This window comes from Georgenia faecalis (assembly GCF_003710105.1).
Lineage (GTDB): Bacteria > Actinomycetota > Actinomycetes > Actinomycetales > Actinomycetaceae > Georgenia_A > Georgenia_A faecalis.
The window spans coordinates 2,769,256-2,783,263 of sequence record NZ_CP033325.1 but is presented as its reverse complement, the minus strand read 5'-3'; the positions used below and the strand labels follow the sequence as shown (position 1 = coordinate 2,783,263).

Annotated in this window: 13 protein-coding genes; 10 read left to right on the top strand and 3 right to left on the bottom strand. The window is 76.2% G+C overall.

Going from position 1 to position 14,008, the window contains the following annotated elements; translation table 11 throughout:
- Positions 1 to 22: 22 nt before the first annotated feature.
- On the top strand, positions 23 to 1,630 hold the full coding sequence (guaA, locus tag EBO36_RS12180; RefSeq protein ID WP_387966752.1) for a glutamine-hydrolyzing GMP synthase: 1,608 nt from the start codon (positions 23 to 25) through the stop codon (positions 1,628 to 1,630).
- Positions 1,631 to 1,634: 4 nt separating this feature from the next.
- Here guaA and EBO36_RS12175 read toward each other — a convergent pair whose 3' ends face one another.
- Positions 1,635 to 2,747 carry a glycosyltransferase family 4 protein gene (locus EBO36_RS12175; RefSeq protein WP_122824859.1) on the bottom strand — a complete coding sequence of 371 codons (1,113 nt, stop codon included), beginning with the start codon at positions 2,745 to 2,747 and terminating at the stop codon, positions 1,635 to 1,637.
- A 228-nt stretch (positions 2,748 to 2,975) separates the two neighbouring features.
- On the opposite strand from EBO36_RS12175, the gene EBO36_RS12170 reads away from it, so the two are divergent.
- The gene (locus EBO36_RS12170) at positions 2,976 to 3,500 is read left to right on the top strand and encodes an aromatic ring-opening dioxygenase LigA (protein WP_122824858.1); all 525 of its coding nucleotides are present in this window, start codon (positions 2,976 to 2,978) and stop codon (positions 3,498 to 3,500) included.
- Positions 3,501 to 3,575: 75 nt separating this feature from the next.
- Here EBO36_RS12170 and EBO36_RS12165 read toward each other — a convergent pair whose 3' ends face one another.
- Both EBO36_RS12165 and EBO36_RS12160 read right to left on the bottom strand, forming a co-directional pair.
- A complete protein-coding gene (locus tag EBO36_RS12165; RefSeq protein ID WP_122824857.1) occupies positions 3,576 to 3,788 on the bottom strand; it encodes a hypothetical protein in 213 nt (70 codons plus the stop codon).
- Positions 3,785 to 5,368: a PspC domain-containing protein gene (locus EBO36_RS12160; protein WP_122824856.1), complete on the bottom strand. Its 1,584-nt coding sequence runs from the start codon at positions 5,366 to 5,368 to the stop codon at positions 3,785 to 3,787. The genes EBO36_RS12165 and EBO36_RS12160 overlap by 4 nt, the downstream gene beginning before the upstream one ends.
- Positions 5,369 to 5,515: 147 nt before the next feature.
- On the opposite strand from EBO36_RS12160, the gene EBO36_RS12155 reads away from it, so the two are divergent.
- The 8 genes from EBO36_RS12155 (at position 5,516) to ald (ending at position 13,912) form a co-directional block, all read left to right on the top strand.
- Positions 5,516 to 6,757 carry an ATP-binding protein gene (locus EBO36_RS12155; protein WP_122824855.1) on the top strand — a complete coding sequence of 414 codons (1,242 nt, stop codon included), beginning with the start codon at positions 5,516 to 5,518 and terminating at the stop codon, positions 6,755 to 6,757.
- 161 nt (positions 6,758 to 6,918) lie between these two features.
- Positions 6,919 to 8,211 carry a hypothetical protein gene (locus EBO36_RS12150; RefSeq protein WP_122824854.1) on the top strand — a complete coding sequence of 431 codons (1,293 nt, stop codon included), beginning with the start codon at positions 6,919 to 6,921 and terminating at the stop codon, positions 8,209 to 8,211.
- Entirely contained in the window at positions 8,208 to 8,561 is a 354-nt protein-coding gene (locus EBO36_RS12145; protein ID WP_122824853.1) for a hypothetical protein, read from the top strand. The genes EBO36_RS12150 and EBO36_RS12145 overlap by 4 nt, the downstream gene beginning before the upstream one ends.
- A 40-nt stretch (positions 8,562 to 8,601) precedes the next feature.
- Positions 8,602 to 9,273, top strand: a complete 672-nt coding sequence (locus EBO36_RS12140) for a LuxR C-terminal-related transcriptional regulator (RefSeq protein WP_122824852.1) — start codon at positions 8,602 to 8,604, stop codon at positions 9,271 to 9,273.
- Between the two features lie 78 nt (positions 9,274 to 9,351).
- On the top strand, positions 9,352 to 9,696 hold the full coding sequence (locus EBO36_RS12135; RefSeq protein ID WP_122824851.1) for a hypothetical protein: 345 nt from the start codon (positions 9,352 to 9,354) through the stop codon (positions 9,694 to 9,696).
- A gap of 34 nt (positions 9,697 to 9,730) precedes the next feature.
- Positions 9,731 to 10,213, top strand: a complete 483-nt coding sequence (locus EBO36_RS12130) for a DUF456 domain-containing protein (RefSeq protein WP_122824850.1) — start codon at positions 9,731 to 9,733, stop codon at positions 10,211 to 10,213.
- Positions 10,214 to 10,253: 40 nt separating this feature from the next.
- Positions 10,254 to 12,773: a DNA helicase PcrA gene (gene pcrA / locus EBO36_RS12125; protein ID WP_122824849.1), complete on the top strand. Its 2,520-nt coding sequence runs from the start codon at positions 10,254 to 10,256 to the stop codon at positions 12,771 to 12,773.
- A 44-nt stretch (positions 12,774 to 12,817) separates the two neighbouring features.
- Positions 12,818 to 13,912 (top strand): alanine dehydrogenase, encoded by a 1,095-nt coding sequence (gene ald, locus EBO36_RS12120; RefSeq protein ID WP_122824848.1) that lies wholly within the window; start codon positions 12,818 to 12,820, stop codon positions 13,910 to 13,912.
- Positions 13,913 to 14,008 lie beyond the last annotated feature (96 nt).

Genomic DNA, 14,008 nt, shown 5'->3' with positions numbered 1-14,008 from the left:
GGACCGGACTACCCTGGTCCGCGTGAGCGAAGACCCTCGTCCCCAGTCCGGCCCCACGACGGCGGAGCTCGCCGCCACCCCGCGTCCCGTGCTCGTGGTCGACTACGGCGCCCAGTACGCCCAGCTCATCGCCCGGCGCGTGCGCGAGGCCCACGTCTACTCCGAGGTCGTCCCGCACACGCTGGGCGTGGCGGAGATCGTGGCGAGGAACCCGGCGGCGGTGATCCTCTCCGGCGGGCCGGCGTCGGTCTACGCCGAGAACGCCCCCGCCGTCGACCCGGCGCTGTTCGAGGCCGGGGTGCCCGTCCTCGGCATCTGCTACGGCTTCCAGGCGATGGCCGGCGCGCTGGGCGGCACGGTCGCCCGCACCGGCTCGCGCGAGTACGGCGCCACCGTCGTCGAGCTCACCGCCTCCGGTGACCTCCTCGCCGACGCGCCCCCGCAGCAGACCGTGTGGATGAGCCACGGCGACTCGGTGCAGGCACCCCCGGAGGGCTTCGAGGTGCTCGCCACGTCGCCCGGCTCCCCGGTCGCGGCCTTCGAGGACCGTGAGCGCCGGCTCTTCGGCGTGCAGTGGCACCCCGAGGTCAAGCACTCCGTCCTCGGCCAGAAGGTCCTCGAGCGCTTCCTCTACGAGGGCGCGGGCCTGGAGCCCACGTGGACGCCGGGCAACGTCATCGCCGAGCAGGTCGCGGCGATCCGCGCCCAGGTGGGCGACGCGCGCGTCATCTGCGGGCTCTCCGGCGGCGTCGACTCCTCGGTCGCCGCGGCGCTCGTGCAGAAGGCCGTCGGCGACCAGCTCACCTGCGTGTTCGTCGACCACGGGCTGCTGCGCGCGGGGGAGGCCGAGCAGGTCGAGCAGGACTTCGTCGCCGCTACCGGCGTGGACCTGCGGGTGGTCGACGCCGCGGACCGCTTCCTCGACGCGCTCGCGGGCGTCACCGACCCCGAGACCAAGCGCAAGATCATCGGGCGCGAGTTCATCCGCGTCTTCGAGCAGGCCGCCCGGGAGATCGTCGCCGAGGCCGGCGGCGACGAGGTCCGCTTCCTCGTCCAGGGCACGCTCTACCCGGACGTCGTCGAGTCCGGTGGTGGCGAGGGCGCCGCGAACATCAAGTCCCACCACAACGTGGGCGGGCTGCCGGACGACCTGCAGTTCGAGCTCGTCGAGCCGCTGCGCACGCTGTTCAAGGACGAGGTGCGCGCCGTCGGGCTCGAGCTCGGTGTGCCGGAGGCCATCGTCTGGCGCCAGCCGTTCCCCGGCCCCGGCCTGGGCATCCGGATCATCGGCGAGGTGACCGCGGACCGGCTGGAGACCCTGCGCGCCGCCGACGCCATCGCCCGCGAGGAGCTCACGGCCGCCGGGCTGGACCGGGACATCTGGCAGTGCCCGGTGGTCCTGCTCGCCGACGTCCGCTCGGTCGGGGTGCAGGGGGACGGGCGGACGTACGGCCACCCGGTCGTCCTGCGCCCGGTCTCCAGCGAGGACGCCATGACGGCGGACTGGTCGCGCGTGCCGTACGACGTGCTCGCGCGGATCTCCAACCGGATCACCAACTCCGTCCCCGAGGTCAACCGCGTCGTCCTCGACGTCACGAGCAAGCCGCCGGGCACCATCGAGTGGGAGTGAGCCCTCAGGCCCCCGCCCGGCGGTAGAGCGCCTCCGCCTCGGCCAGCACGGCCGGCCAGGCGGTGGCGGGCGGCACGGCGCGGTTGTGCGCCACCATCGCCTCGCGCAGCCCGCGGTCGGTGACCAGCCGGGCGATCGCGCGCGCCATGGCCTCGTCGTCGTCGGCGAGGAGCGCGTCGGTCCCGTCGACGAGGAGCTCGGCGGCGCCCGCCTGGGAGCGGGAGACGACCGCGAGCCCGGCGGCGCGGGCCTCGAAGACGGCGATGCCGAACGCCTCGCGCACGCCGGGGGAGAGGTAGACGTCGGCCCGGCGGTAGAGCTCGACGAGCTCGGTGCGGGTGCGCCGGCCGGGCAGGTGCACCCAGTCCATGCCGTGCCTCGCGACGTAGGCCTGCGCGCGCGCGAGCTGCGGCCCCGCACCGGCGAGCGTGACCTCGAGCTCGGCGTCGGGCGGCAGGAGCGCGCGGGCGCGGCGGAGCGTCGCCAGGAGCGGCAGCATCCGCTTGCGCGGAGCGAAGCGGCCGGCGCTCACGGCGTGCACGACCGCGGGCCGCGGCAGCGGGTCCCGCAGCCAGTCCGCGGGGTCGACGCCGTTGCGCAGCACGTGGACCTGCGCCCCCGGCGCCGCCCGGCGGATGTGGCCCGCCGCGAGCTCGGACACACCCGAGAGCACCAGGCCCCAGCGCGACCAACGCACGAGCCGCTCGGCGAGCGCGTAGGCGCCCACGGCCAGCGGTCCCCAGACGCTGTGGACGGTGACGACGGCGGGGATGCCGAGGTCGCGGACCACGGGCATGAGCGCCTGCGTCGTCGGCGTGAGGCCTCCGATGTGGAGGTGGACGACGTCCGGGCGGAAGGAGGCGAGGAGCCGTCGGGCGTGGCCCCGCGGCCAGGGGTGCACCGGCGCGCCTCCGGGGATCGCGGCCGCCATCCGGTGGACGGCCACGCCGCCGTCGTCCTCGCGGCTGCGCCCGCGCGCGCCCGGGCGTGCGGGGGTCGCGGTGAGCACCCGGACGTCGTGGCCCGCGGCGTGCTGGCGGGCTGCGAGCTGCGACACCTGCATCTCGATGCCGCCGAGCAGCGGCAGGTAGCAGTCGCTGACGTGGAGGATGCGCATGGCAGGATCGTCCCACCCGGCGGAGGGCGCTCGGCCCCCTCGCGCGACGGCGCACGAGACCGCATTGTCGGCAGTTGTGGGACAGTGGCCCGGGATGCGGACCGGGCGAACCGGGACCAAGGCCCCAAACCGGCACGTATCCGCCTGCCAAGATCAATAACGCGGGCACTTCCTCCCGTGTCACCGGCAGCGCAGCTGCCCGTTTTGTCTGTGAAAGGACCTCCCCCCATGAGCACTGCCCGCCCCGGCACCGGCCTCGCCAAGATCGCCGGCCTCGTCTCCCTCGTCGCCGGCATCGTCTTCGTCCTCGCCGGTGGCGTCACCTGGTTCATGGTGTCCGACCAGCTGGCCTCGGAGAACATCACCGTCCCCGAGGACGCGAACTTCCTCGCCGGCGCCGAGGTGCGCGGGCCGCTGTCCGCCTACGCCCAGGCCGACATCATCAACCAGCACGCGCTCGCCGGTACCGAGGGTCGCACCTACGCCGAGCTCGGCAACGCCATGCGTGAGGTGGAGGAGGGCTCCCCCGAGCACGAGGAGCTCCAGGCCCAGCGCAACTCCATCATGAACGCCTCGTTCCTGCGGGCCTCGCTCTTCACGTCGGTCGTCGCCTACGGCGTCGCCGCCCTGGTCATCGGCCTCGGCCTCATCCTCGGGCTCGTCGGGCTCGCCCTCACCCGCCTGGCCAACGCCGCCGAGGCGCCTGCGTACGCCACGGCGCGCCGCGACGAGGACGCCGTCGCCCGCGACTGATGCAGCACACCACCGCTCGGCGGTGGCACGACGAACGCCGCGGGTGAGCCACCCGCGGCGTTCGTCGTCCCGGCGTCAGTCCTGCGGTGGCTCCTCGGGGCGCCGGACGAGCGCGCTGACGAGCATGCCGACGCCGCCCACGGCGAGCAGCACGATGAGGACCGCCTGGACGTCGAGGGCGACCCCCAGCCCGACGGCGAGAACCGCCAGGCCGGTGAGGGTGAGGAGCACCCCCCACACGACGGTGCCCCCGCGGGGCCGGGACGTCGGGACGTGTTCGCTGCTCATGACTGCTCCTCGATGACGATCTGACCGAAGCCGACCTCGACCTCGACGACGATGTCCGGGCCGTCCGCGGCGCGGATGCCCTCCTGGGCGACGACGACCTCGACGCCCGTCCCGCTCACGAGCGAGTCCCCGCCCCGGGTGACGTCCGAGACCGGGGTGTCGCCGGCGGCGGACCAGGCCCCGTCGAAGCGGCCGATGACCTCGCCCCCCGCGACGCTCGCGCGGACCTCGACGCGGGCGTCGGCGGGCACGATGACGCGCGCCACGCCGAAGGCCACCTCGACCGGCACCTCGACCGTGCCGCGGGTGGGTCCGAGGTCGGTGAGGTCGACGGTGAGCTCCCCGGCGGCGAGCTCGTAGCCCTCGCGGGCCTGCGGGCCGGTCGCCGGCCGGAACGTCGGCTCGCCCACGAGGGCGGACCCGGTACCGAGGGTGCTGATCGCGCCGAGGCCGGGGAGGACCGCGACGGCCGAGGCAGCCGGTACCAGGACGATGGCGAGGACGAGGGCGAGCCCCCCGAGCGCCCCCTGGCGGCGACCGCGGACCCCGCTGGCGATGACGCCCAGGCCGAGCAGGGAGAGGACGGTGCCCCCGATGACGAGGCCGACGGCGCCGCCCAGGGCGCCGGCGCGATGGGCCAGCAGCAGGGCCGCGGCGGTGATGAGGCACAGTGCGAGGACGACGCTGACGGTCCGGCGGCCCGGACCGGGGACCGGCGGGGGACCCGGGACCGGCGGGGGGAGAGGGGGCGTCCCGCCGGCCGGGGGCCGGTCCGCGGACGGTCCGCCCGCCCAGTACGCGCTGGCCGGGACGCCGCCGCCCAGCCCCGCGGGTGGGAGCGGGGCGGTGGCCGGGCCCGCGCTGGTCGCCGCTGTGTCGCCGGCCGGTTCGGTGTCGGGTGCCTGCGTGTCGGGTGTCCCCGCCGTCGTCATGCGGTCGTCGACGACGCTCGGACTGGCCGAGGAGCCGGGCGGGTAGGTGGTCCCCGCCGGGTAGGCGGGGCCGGGCGGGTAGGTGGTGCCTGCGGGGTAGGCGACGTCGGGGGGGTAGGTGGTGCCCGCGGGGTAGGCGGCGTCGGGCGGGTAGGCGGCCCCGACCGGGTAGGTCGGGCCGGGCGGGTACGTCGGCGGGTCCGTCCGCCCGCCCCGCACGACGGCGACGACGAGGACGGCGAGCCCGCCGAGCGCGAGCACCCACAGCCCGCCCCAGACGTCGCCGGTGGAGCTCCACCAGAAGCCCGGGCGGGAGATGCCGATGACGAAGAGGGCGATGGCGCCCGCCAGTGCCGCGCTGCCCCGGCCGCGCAGGGCCTCCTGGGTGAGGATGCGCCCGTCGCGCGCGTCAGGCAGGAGGAGCCAGCCGAGGCCGTAGAGGACGAGGCCGAGGCCCCCGAAGACGAGGGTGAGCACGACGAGGAGGCCGCGCACGAGGACGGGGTCGATCCCCCAGCGGTCGGCGGTGCCGGCCGCCACGCCGCCGACCCAGCGGTCCTGGGTCCGCCACACGCCCAGGCGCCGGAGCGAGTCGAAGAAGCCGGCACCGACGTCCGGCGGGGTGGGGGGCGGGGGACTGGTGCTCATGGTCCGAGCCAACCGCGTGGACGGCCCGCGGGGCTATCGGGGGATCCCCTGAATGACCCCTGGATCGGCGGAGCGCCTGGGCGGGGGTCACCCCGGAAACCCCTCGCCGGGGTCCCCGTGGGCGCCGAACCGTGTGACGATGCGGGCGTGAGCCTCCCGGGTGCGACGACGTCGCGGCTGCCGCTGCGCCGGCCGCCGGACGGCCGCGTCCTCGCCGGGGTGTGCCGGGGCGTCGCGGCCCACCTCGACCTCCCGGTCCGGCAGGTGCGTCTCGGCTTCGTCGGCGCCACGCTCGCGCTCGGTGCGGGTGCGGCAATGTACCTGTGGCTGTGGCTCCTCGTCCCGCCGGGTGACCCGGTGCACGCCGCCGCGCAGGCCCGGCCGACCACCGCCGCCCGGCTCGCCCCGCGGCTGCGGACGGCGAGCCGCGGCGTGGCGCTGGGGGACGTCGTCCTCGCCCTCCTGCTCCTGCTGGCCGCGGCGCTCCTCGTCCTGTGGCGCACGGGTACCTCGCTCCCGTACCCGTGGCTGGCGCCCGTCCTCGTCGCCGTCGGCGGGGCCGGGCTGGTGTGGAGCCAGCTCGACGCGTCGCTGGCGCCGGGCACCCGGCGCCGGCGCGGTGCCGCGGCGGCGCGGGTGGTCGGGGGGTTGCTCCTCGCCCTCGTGGGCACGCTGCTCCTCCTCGGGCGAGGAGAGGGCGTCGCCGAGCTCGTCGGCGGCACCGTGGCGGGCGCCGCGATCCTCGCCGGGGCCGCCCTCGTGCTCGCCCCGTTGTGGCTGCGGCTCGTGCGCGACCTCGGCGCCGAGCGGGCGGCGCGGGCCAGGGAGGCGGAGCGCGCCGACATCGCCGCCCACCTCCACGACTCCGTGCTCCAGACGCTCTCCCTCATCCGCTCCCGCGCCGACGACTCCGACCAGGTGGCCCGCCTCGCGCGCGCCCAGGAACGTGAGCTGCGGGAGTGGCTGTACGCCGACCGGCCCCGGCCCGGGACGTCCGTCGCCGCGGCCGTGCGGGCCGTCGCGGCGGAGATCGAGGACGTGCACGGGGTCGCCGTCGACGTCGTCACCGCGGGCGACGCACCCCCGGACGAGGGGACGCACGTCCTGCTCGCCGCCACCCGCGAGGCGCTGACCAACGCGGCCGTCCACGGCCGCGCGCCCATCTCGCTGTACGTCGAGACGGGGGCGTCCGGCACCGAGGTCTTCGTCCGCGACCGCGGGGACGGTTTCGACCCCGGCGCCGTCCCGCCCGACCGCCACGGGGTGCGGGAGTCGATCGTCGCGCGCACCGAGCGTCACGGGGGCACCGTGCGGATCCGCAGCGGCCGGCCCGGGCCCGGGGGCACGGAGGTGCACCTGAGCATGCCGCCCGCCCGCCCCCGGGCCTGAGGCGCCGCCGGGCCTGAGGTGCCGCCGGGCCTGAGGCGCCGCCGGGCCTGAGGTGGCGCAGGGAGCCCCGTGGGTCCCCGGGTCGAGGCGCGACGTGCGCCGCCCCGACGGCTGCCCTCCCGGGCAGACCGACGCACCGGGCGCGGGCGTACCGTGGCGCCGTGCCGATCGCGCGTGCCCGCCGGGACCCCGACGGCGCGCGCGGGCGCGCCGGCCGTGGCCCGGTGCCGCACTCCGAGGTGCCCGGGCCGCCGCCCCGCGCCGTCGGGCTCCACCCGGGCTCCGTCGGGCCTGACCTCGCCCTCCTCACCGGCGCCGGCAACCGCGCCCTCGCCGGCCTCGTCGCCGTCTCCCGCCAGGTCGACGTCGTCGCGGAGGAGGCCCCCGTGCAGGAGGCGCCGCGGCTCGACGCCGCAGCGGTCGCGGACGCCCGGCGCTACTACACGTCGCAGCCGTGGCTCTACACGCCGGCGATCCTCACCCAGCTCCGCGAGGCCCTCGGCCTGGCCGCCGCGGGCGGTGCCGACGACGCGCTCGTCCTCGCCGTCGCCGACTGGCAGGCCGCCGACGGCGCGGGCGACCCGGCGCTCGCCGTCGACGGCAAGGCGGGGCCGCGGACCCTGCCCCGGATCTTCGCGTCTGGTCTCAACAGCGACGGCGAGGGCGAGGCGTTCGGCGAGGAGGTGCAGACGGACGTCGTCGACGAGTGGGCGGCGCTCGCGAGCCCGGCTGCCCGCCGGGACCGGCTCGTCGAGCGGGTCAACGCCCGGCTCGCCGCCGCCGGGGTCCCGGCCGTCACCCCGGCCGCCGACGCCAGCGGCGTGAGCGCCGGCGCGTTCGACTTCCCGACGTGGCGGATGCTCATCGGCGACGCCGCACTCGGCGGGGCCTCGATCGCCGCCGACGCCGCCCGGAACGTCGCGGACACGGTCTACCACGAGGCCCGGCACGCCGAGCAGTGGTTCCGGATGGCCCAGCTCCGGGCCGGTCAGGGCCTCACCGCCCGCGCCATCGCCACCGAGCTCGGCATCCCGGCGCGGATCGCGGCGGCGGCCCGCGCGGCCCCGCTCCCGCGCGGGACGATGCCCGCGGTGGTCGCACAGGGCTGGTGGGACAGCGTCTACGGCGCGAGGAGCGAGGAGCGGGGGCGGGTCCTCACCGAGGCGACGGCGGCCGCCGCCGCGCGCAACGCCGCGCGGGCCGCGTTCGACGCGGACCCGAGCGAGGCGAACCGGGTGGCGCTCGAGGCTGCCCAGGCCCGGTTCGACCCGGCGTTCGAGGCCTACCGCAACCTCCCCGAGGAGAACGACGCGTGGGCCACCGCCCCGGCGGCCGGGGCGGGCATCACGCGCGGCAGCCCGGCGCCACCTACGATCGACGAGGCGGCCGGTTCCCCGCCCGCCGCCGGGGGTGGCCCCGCCCACGGAGTCCTGCCCGAGGAGGACCTGCCGTGACGCTGCTCGACGACGTCGCCGTCTTCCGCCGGGTCGCCGCGGGTGGCGCCGGCATCGTGCCGCCCGCCACGGGGACGGGGCACCCGGTCGCCACCGCGTCGACCGACGCCGACGGTCTGCTCACCCTCGATCTCGCCGAACCCGTCGACCTGGCCGCCCTCGCGGCGGCGCTCGGGCCGGCCCGGGCGCTGCCGACCAACCCGGCCGGCGGGCGCGCGCTGGTTCTCTTCGGCGAGACCCTCCCCGACGAGGGGGAGCGGGGCGTGACCGTCCTCGCCGAGGTCGACGGCGAGACCGCGGTCCGGCTCCTCCTGCGCCCCGACGCCTTCCCACCGGAGCCCCATGGCTGAGCCCGCCCGCGCAGGGACGACGGGCTGCGAGGATGACGGCATGAGCGAGCCCGCGACCCCGCACTTCCGCGTCGTCGTCGTCGACGACCACTCCATGGTGCGCACCGGCGTGCGGACCGAGCTGGCCGCGCAGGCGCCCGACATCGAGGTCGTCGGCGAGGCCGACGACGTCCCGAGCGCCGTCGCGGCCGTGCGGGCGCTCGCACCGGACGTCGTGCTCCTCGACGTGCACCTGCCCGGCGGAAACGGCGGCGGCGGGGTGGAGGTCCTCGCGGGCTGCGCCGGTCTGCCCACCCGCTTCCTCGCGCTGTCCGTCTCGGACGCCAGCGAGGACGTCGTCGGCGTCATCCGGGCCGGCGCGCGGGGCTACGTCACCAAGGCGATCACGCCCGCCGAGCTGGCCGACGCCGTGCGCCGGGTGGCCGGCGGGGACGCCGTGTTCTCCCCGCGCCTGGCGGGGTTCGTCCTCGACTCCTTCGGGACCGGCGCGGCGGACGTCGCCACCACCGACGGCGAGCTCGACCGGCTCTCGGCCCGGGAGCAGGAGGTCATGCGGCTCATCGCCCGCGGCTACTCCTACCGGGAGGTGGCCGGTGAGCTGTTCATCTCGATCAAGACGGTGGAGACCCACGTCTCCGCGGTCCTGCGCAAGCTCCAGCTGTCCTCGCGGTACGAGCTCACCCGCTGGGCCGCCGCCCGCCGCCTCATCTGAACCCCGTGCCCCGCGAGTGCCCCCGCGCCCCCGCGAGGTTCACGACGGCGTGTCAGGAACATCGTCTAGGCTGGACGCATGGCAACCCTCTACTCGGTCCTCGTCGTGCTCCACCTCATCGGCTGGGCGATCGTCCTCGGCGGCACGCTGACGAACCTGCGGCCCCCGCGGATCGCCAAGGGTGTCCTCCACGGTGCGCTCACCGCGCTCGTCACCGGCCTGCTGCTCGTCGGCCTGGCCTCCGGGCCGCTCGACTACGACCTCAACCACGTGAAGATCGGCGTCAAGCTCGTCATCGCCGTCGTCGTCACCGCGCTGGTCGTCGTCGCGTCCCGCCGCAAGGAGCGGGTGACCACGGGCATGGTCGGCAGCATCGCCGCGCTCACCGCGGTCAACGTCGCTCTCGCGGTGCTGTGGCGCTAAGGTCGGCGCCCATGACGGGCGAGGCGCGGCGCTGATGGGCGGGATCGAGGAGGGCCTCGTCGTCCTCGCGGTCGTCGTCGGGCTCGTCGGGGCGATCGTCCAGGTCATCCCCGGCGCCCTCATCGTCCTCGTGGCCGCCCTCGTGTGGGCGGTGGTCACCGGCGGCGGCGTCGGCTGGACGGTCGGCGTCGTGGCGACCCTCGCCGTCGTCGTCTCCGCAGTGGCCAAGTACTACGTCGCCGGCCGGTACCTCGGCCGCGGCGGCGTGCCCAACCGGACCATCGTCGTGGGGGCGGTGGTGGGCGTCGTCGGCTTCTTCGTCGTCCCCGTGGTGGGGCTGCCGCTGGGGTTCGTCCTCGGCGTCTACCTCATGGAGAGCGCGCGCCTGCGCGCGCAGGGCGACGCCTGGCGGGCGACCTGGCGCGCCATGAAGGCGACCGGGCTGTCCATCCTCATCGAGCTCGCCGGCGCGCTGGTCGCCGCGGGCGCCCTGTTCCTGGGGATGTGGCGCACCTGAGGCGTCGGTGTCAGTACCAGCGCCTACGCTGGACCTCACGATGACCTCCTTGTTCGACCACCTCCCGGCCCTCGACGCGGCCACGCCCCTGCCCACCGCCGTCCCCCCGCGCGACGACGACGGGCCCGCCGCTGCGCCGGGGTCCGGCGCGCCCGCGAACCCCGGCCGCGCGGGTGCCTCCCGGCCCGACGCCGAGGCCCTCCTCGAGGGCCTCAACCCGCAGCAGCGCGCCGCCGTCTCCCACGCCGGCGGGCCGCTGCTCATCGTCGCCGGCGCCGGCTCGGGCAAGACCCGGGTGCTCACCCACCGCATCGCCTACCTCCTGGCGACCGGCCGGGCGCGCCCGGGCGAGGTGCTCGCCATCACCTTCACCAACAAGGCAGCGGGGGAGATGCGCGAGCGCGTGGCCGACCTCGTCGGCCCCGCCGCCCGGAGCATGTGGGTCTCGACGTTCCACTCGGCCTGCGTCCGGATCCTGCGGCGCGAGCACACCACGCTGGGGCTGCGCTCGAGCTTCTCCATCTACGACGCCGCGGACTCCCAGCGCCTCATGACGCTCGTGTGCCGCCAGCTCGACCTCGACCCCAAGCGGTACCCGCCGAAGGTCCTCTCCGCGCGCGTGTCCGACCTCAAGAACGAGCTGGTCGACCCCGAGGACTTCGCGGCGACCGTCTCCGAGTCCAACGCGTTCGACACCGCCCTGGCCAGCGCCTACCGGCGCTACAACGAGCGGCTGCGCCAGGCGCACGCCCTCGACTTCGACGACCTCATCATGACGACGGTCAACCTGCTCCAGGCGTTCCCCGCCGTCGCCGAGCACTACCGCCGCCGGTTCCGCCATGTCCTCGTCGACGAGTACCAGGACACCAACCACGCCCAGTACGTCCTCATCCGCGAGCTGGCCGGCGTCACCGGTGAGGCCACGGCGGACCCCGCCGGGAACGTGCCGCCGGGTGAGCTCACCGTCGTCGGCGACGCCGACCAGTCCATCTACGCCTTCCGCGGCGCGACGATCCGCAACATCCTCGAGTTCGAGGCGGACTACCCGGACGCGACGACGATCCTCCTCGAGCAGAACTACCGCTCGACGCAGACCATCCTCTCCGCCGCCAACGCCGTCATCTCCCGCAACCCCGGCCGCCGGGCGAAGAACCTGTGGACCGCCTCGGGCTCCGGCCCGCAGGTGGTGGGGTACGTCGCGGACTCCGAGCACGAGGAGGCGCGCTTCATCGCCGAGGAGATCGACCGCCTCGGGGACACCGAGGGCGTGCGCCCGGGTGACGTCGCCGTGTTCTACCGCACCAACGCCCAGTCGCGGGCCCTCGAGGAGGTGCTCGTCCGGGTCGGCATCCCCTACAAGGTGGTCGGCGGGACGCGCTTCTACGAGCGGCGCGAGATCAAGGACGCCCTCGCCTACCTGCGCGCCGTGGCCAACCCCGACGACGCCGTCAACCTGCGCCGCATCCTCAACGTCCCCAAGCGGGGCCTGGGGGACCGGGCCGAGGCCATGCTCGGCGCGCACGCCGAGCGCGAGCGGATCTCCTTCGGCGAGGCCATCGAGCACGCCGCGGCGCCGGACGGCACGGCGCCGGAGGTGCTCGGCCTCGCGACCCGCGGCCGCACGCAGGTCCGGGTCTTCGCCGAGCTCATGCGCGGCCTGCGCGAGCTCGCCGAGTCCGGGGCCCCGCCCGCGGAGGTCCTCGACGCCGCCCTCGACCGCTCCGGCTACCTCGACGAGCTGCGCGCCAGCGACGACCCCCAGGACGCCTCCCGGGTGGAGAACCTCGCCGAGCTGCACGCCGTCGCCGCCGAGTTCAGCGAGGGCGACCCCGAGGGCACCCTCGGGGACTTCCTCGAGCGGGTGGCGCTCGTGGCGGACAGCGACCAGATCCCCGACCGGGACGCCGAGGACCAGGGCCAGGTCACGCTCATGACCGTCCACACGGCCAAGGGCCTGGAGTTCCCCGTCGTCTTCGTCACCGGGCTCGAGGACGGGACGTTCCCGCACCAGCGCTCCCTGCGCGAGCCGGACGAGCTCGCGGAGGAGCGCCGGCTCGCCTACGTCGCGCTCACCCGCGCGCAGCGGCGGCTCTACCTCTCCCGCGCGGCCGTGCGGACCGCCTGGGGCGCGCCGCAGGAGTTCCCGGCCAGCCGGTTCCTCTCCGACATCCCCGCCGAGCTCCTCGACTGGCGCCGCGAGGCGTCCTCCGTCGACACGCTCCGCTCCGGCGGCTCGGTGTGGGGCTCCGGCTCGGGCTCGGGCTGGGGCGGCCGTTCCCGTGGGGAGGGTGGCGGCTCCGGCGCGCGCAGCAGCGCCGTGCGCACCACCCGCCTCGCCGACACCCAGAGCACGGGGGCGACGTTCGGTTCCGCCACCCCGCGCCCGGCCGGGGCGGTGCCCAACCTCGACGTGGGGGACAAGGTCACCCACGACTCCTACGGCGTCGGCACGGTCATCGGGATCGAGGGGGCGGCGGCGTCGACCGTGGCGAAGATCGACTTCGGCGGCGGCCAGGTCAAGCGGCTCCTCCTGCGGTACTCGCCCGTCACCAAGCTCTGACACCTCACCGGGCCGCGCGAGCGGGTCCGGCGCATACTGGCGCCATGCACGTGGGTGTGCCGCGGGAACGCAAGAGCCAGGAGAACCGGGTCGCGCTGGTGCCCTCCGGGGCGCGGGAGCTCGTCGCGCGCGGGCACGACGTCGTCGTCGAGCGGGGCGCGGGGCTCGGCTCGGGCGTGCCGGACCAGGCCTACGCCGCCGCCGGGGCCCGCCTGGGCACCGCGGACGACGCCTGGGGGGCGGAGCTCGTCCTCAAGGTCAAGGAGCCCCAGCCGCAGGAGCTCCACCACCTGCGCGCCGGCCAGGTGCTCTTCACCTACTTCCACCTCGCGGCGGCGGGCGAGCTCACGGCGGCGCTCGTCACGGCCGGCACGACGGCGGTGGCCTACGAGATGGTCGAGCTCCCCGACGGCTCGCTGCCCCTCCTGGCCCCGATGAGCGAGATCGCCGGGCGGCTGTCCGTCCAGGTGGGGGCCTACCACCTCATGGAGCCGATGGGCGGGCGGGGCGTCCTCCTCGCCGGGGTGCCCGGCGTGCGGTCCGCGGACGTCGTCGTCCTCGGGGCGGGCCGGGCGGGCGCGAACGCGGCCCGGCTCGCCCTCCAGTGGGGCGCCCGGGTCACCGTCCTCGACCTCGCCGTCGACCGCCTGCGCGAGCTCGACGAGCTCTACGGCGGCGGGCTGCGCACCATCGTCTCCAGCGCCGCGGCGATCGAGGACGCGGTGCGGGAGGCCGACCTCGTCGTCGGTGCGGTCCTCGTGCGGGGGCGGCGTGCCCCCGTCCTCGTCCCGCACTCCCTCGTGGAGGAGATGCGCCCGGGCTCGGTCCTCGTCGACATCGCGATCGACCAGGGCGGCTGCTTCGCCGACTCCCGCCCGACGACCCACGGCGACCCCACCTACCGGGTGGCGAGCTCCCTGTTCTACTGCGTGGCGAACATGCCCGGTGCCGTGCCCGCGACGGCGACGGCGGCCCTCACCAATGCCACGCTGCCGTACGCCCTCGCTCTCGCCGAGCACGGCTGGCGCGGGGCGTGCGAGCGCGACCCGGCGCTCGCGGCGGCCGTCCTCACCAGCGACGGCGCGGTGACGAGCCCCGTCATCGCGCGGGAGTTCCCGGACCTGCCCGTCGCCCGCTGAAGGTCGCCGCGCGTCCTCCCGGGGGATGTCGGTGCCAGCGCCTAGCCTGCGAGGAGCGGGCCGGAGCCGCCGGTCCTGCCCCCGAGCGGAGGGCTG

Excerpts from the sequence above, each read along its gene's own strand:
- ald (WP_122824848.1), top strand. The coding sequence starts at position 12,818 with ATGCACGTGGGTGTGCCGCGGGAACGCAAGAGCCAGGAGAACCGGGTC.
- EBO36_RS12135 (WP_122824851.1), top strand. The coding sequence starts at position 9,352 with ATGGCAACCCTCTACTCGGTCCTCGTCGTGCTCCACCTCATCGGCTGG.
- pcrA (WP_122824849.1), top strand. The coding sequence starts at position 10,254 with ATGACCTCCTTGTTCGACCACCTCCCGGCCCTCGACGCGGCCACGCCC.
- EBO36_RS12160 (WP_122824856.1), bottom strand. The coding sequence starts at position 5,368 with ATGAGCACCAGTCCCCCGCCCCCCACCCCGCCGGACGTCGGTGCCGGC.
- EBO36_RS12130 (WP_122824850.1), top strand. The coding sequence starts at position 9,731 with ATGGGCGGGATCGAGGAGGGCCTCGTCGTCCTCGCGGTCGTCGTCGGG.
- EBO36_RS12170 (WP_122824858.1), top strand. The coding sequence starts at position 2,976 with ATGAGCACTGCCCGCCCCGGCACCGGCCTCGCCAAGATCGCCGGCCTC.
- EBO36_RS12165 (WP_122824857.1), bottom strand. The coding sequence starts at position 3,788 with ATGAGCAGCGAACACGTCCCGACGTCCCGGCCCCGCGGGGGCACCGTC.
- EBO36_RS12175 (WP_122824859.1), bottom strand. The coding sequence starts at position 2,747 with ATGCGCATCCTCCACGTCAGCGACTGCTACCTGCCGCTGCTCGGCGGC.
- EBO36_RS12140 (WP_122824852.1), top strand. The coding sequence starts at position 8,602 with ATGAGCGAGCCCGCGACCCCGCACTTCCGCGTCGTCGTCGTCGACGAC.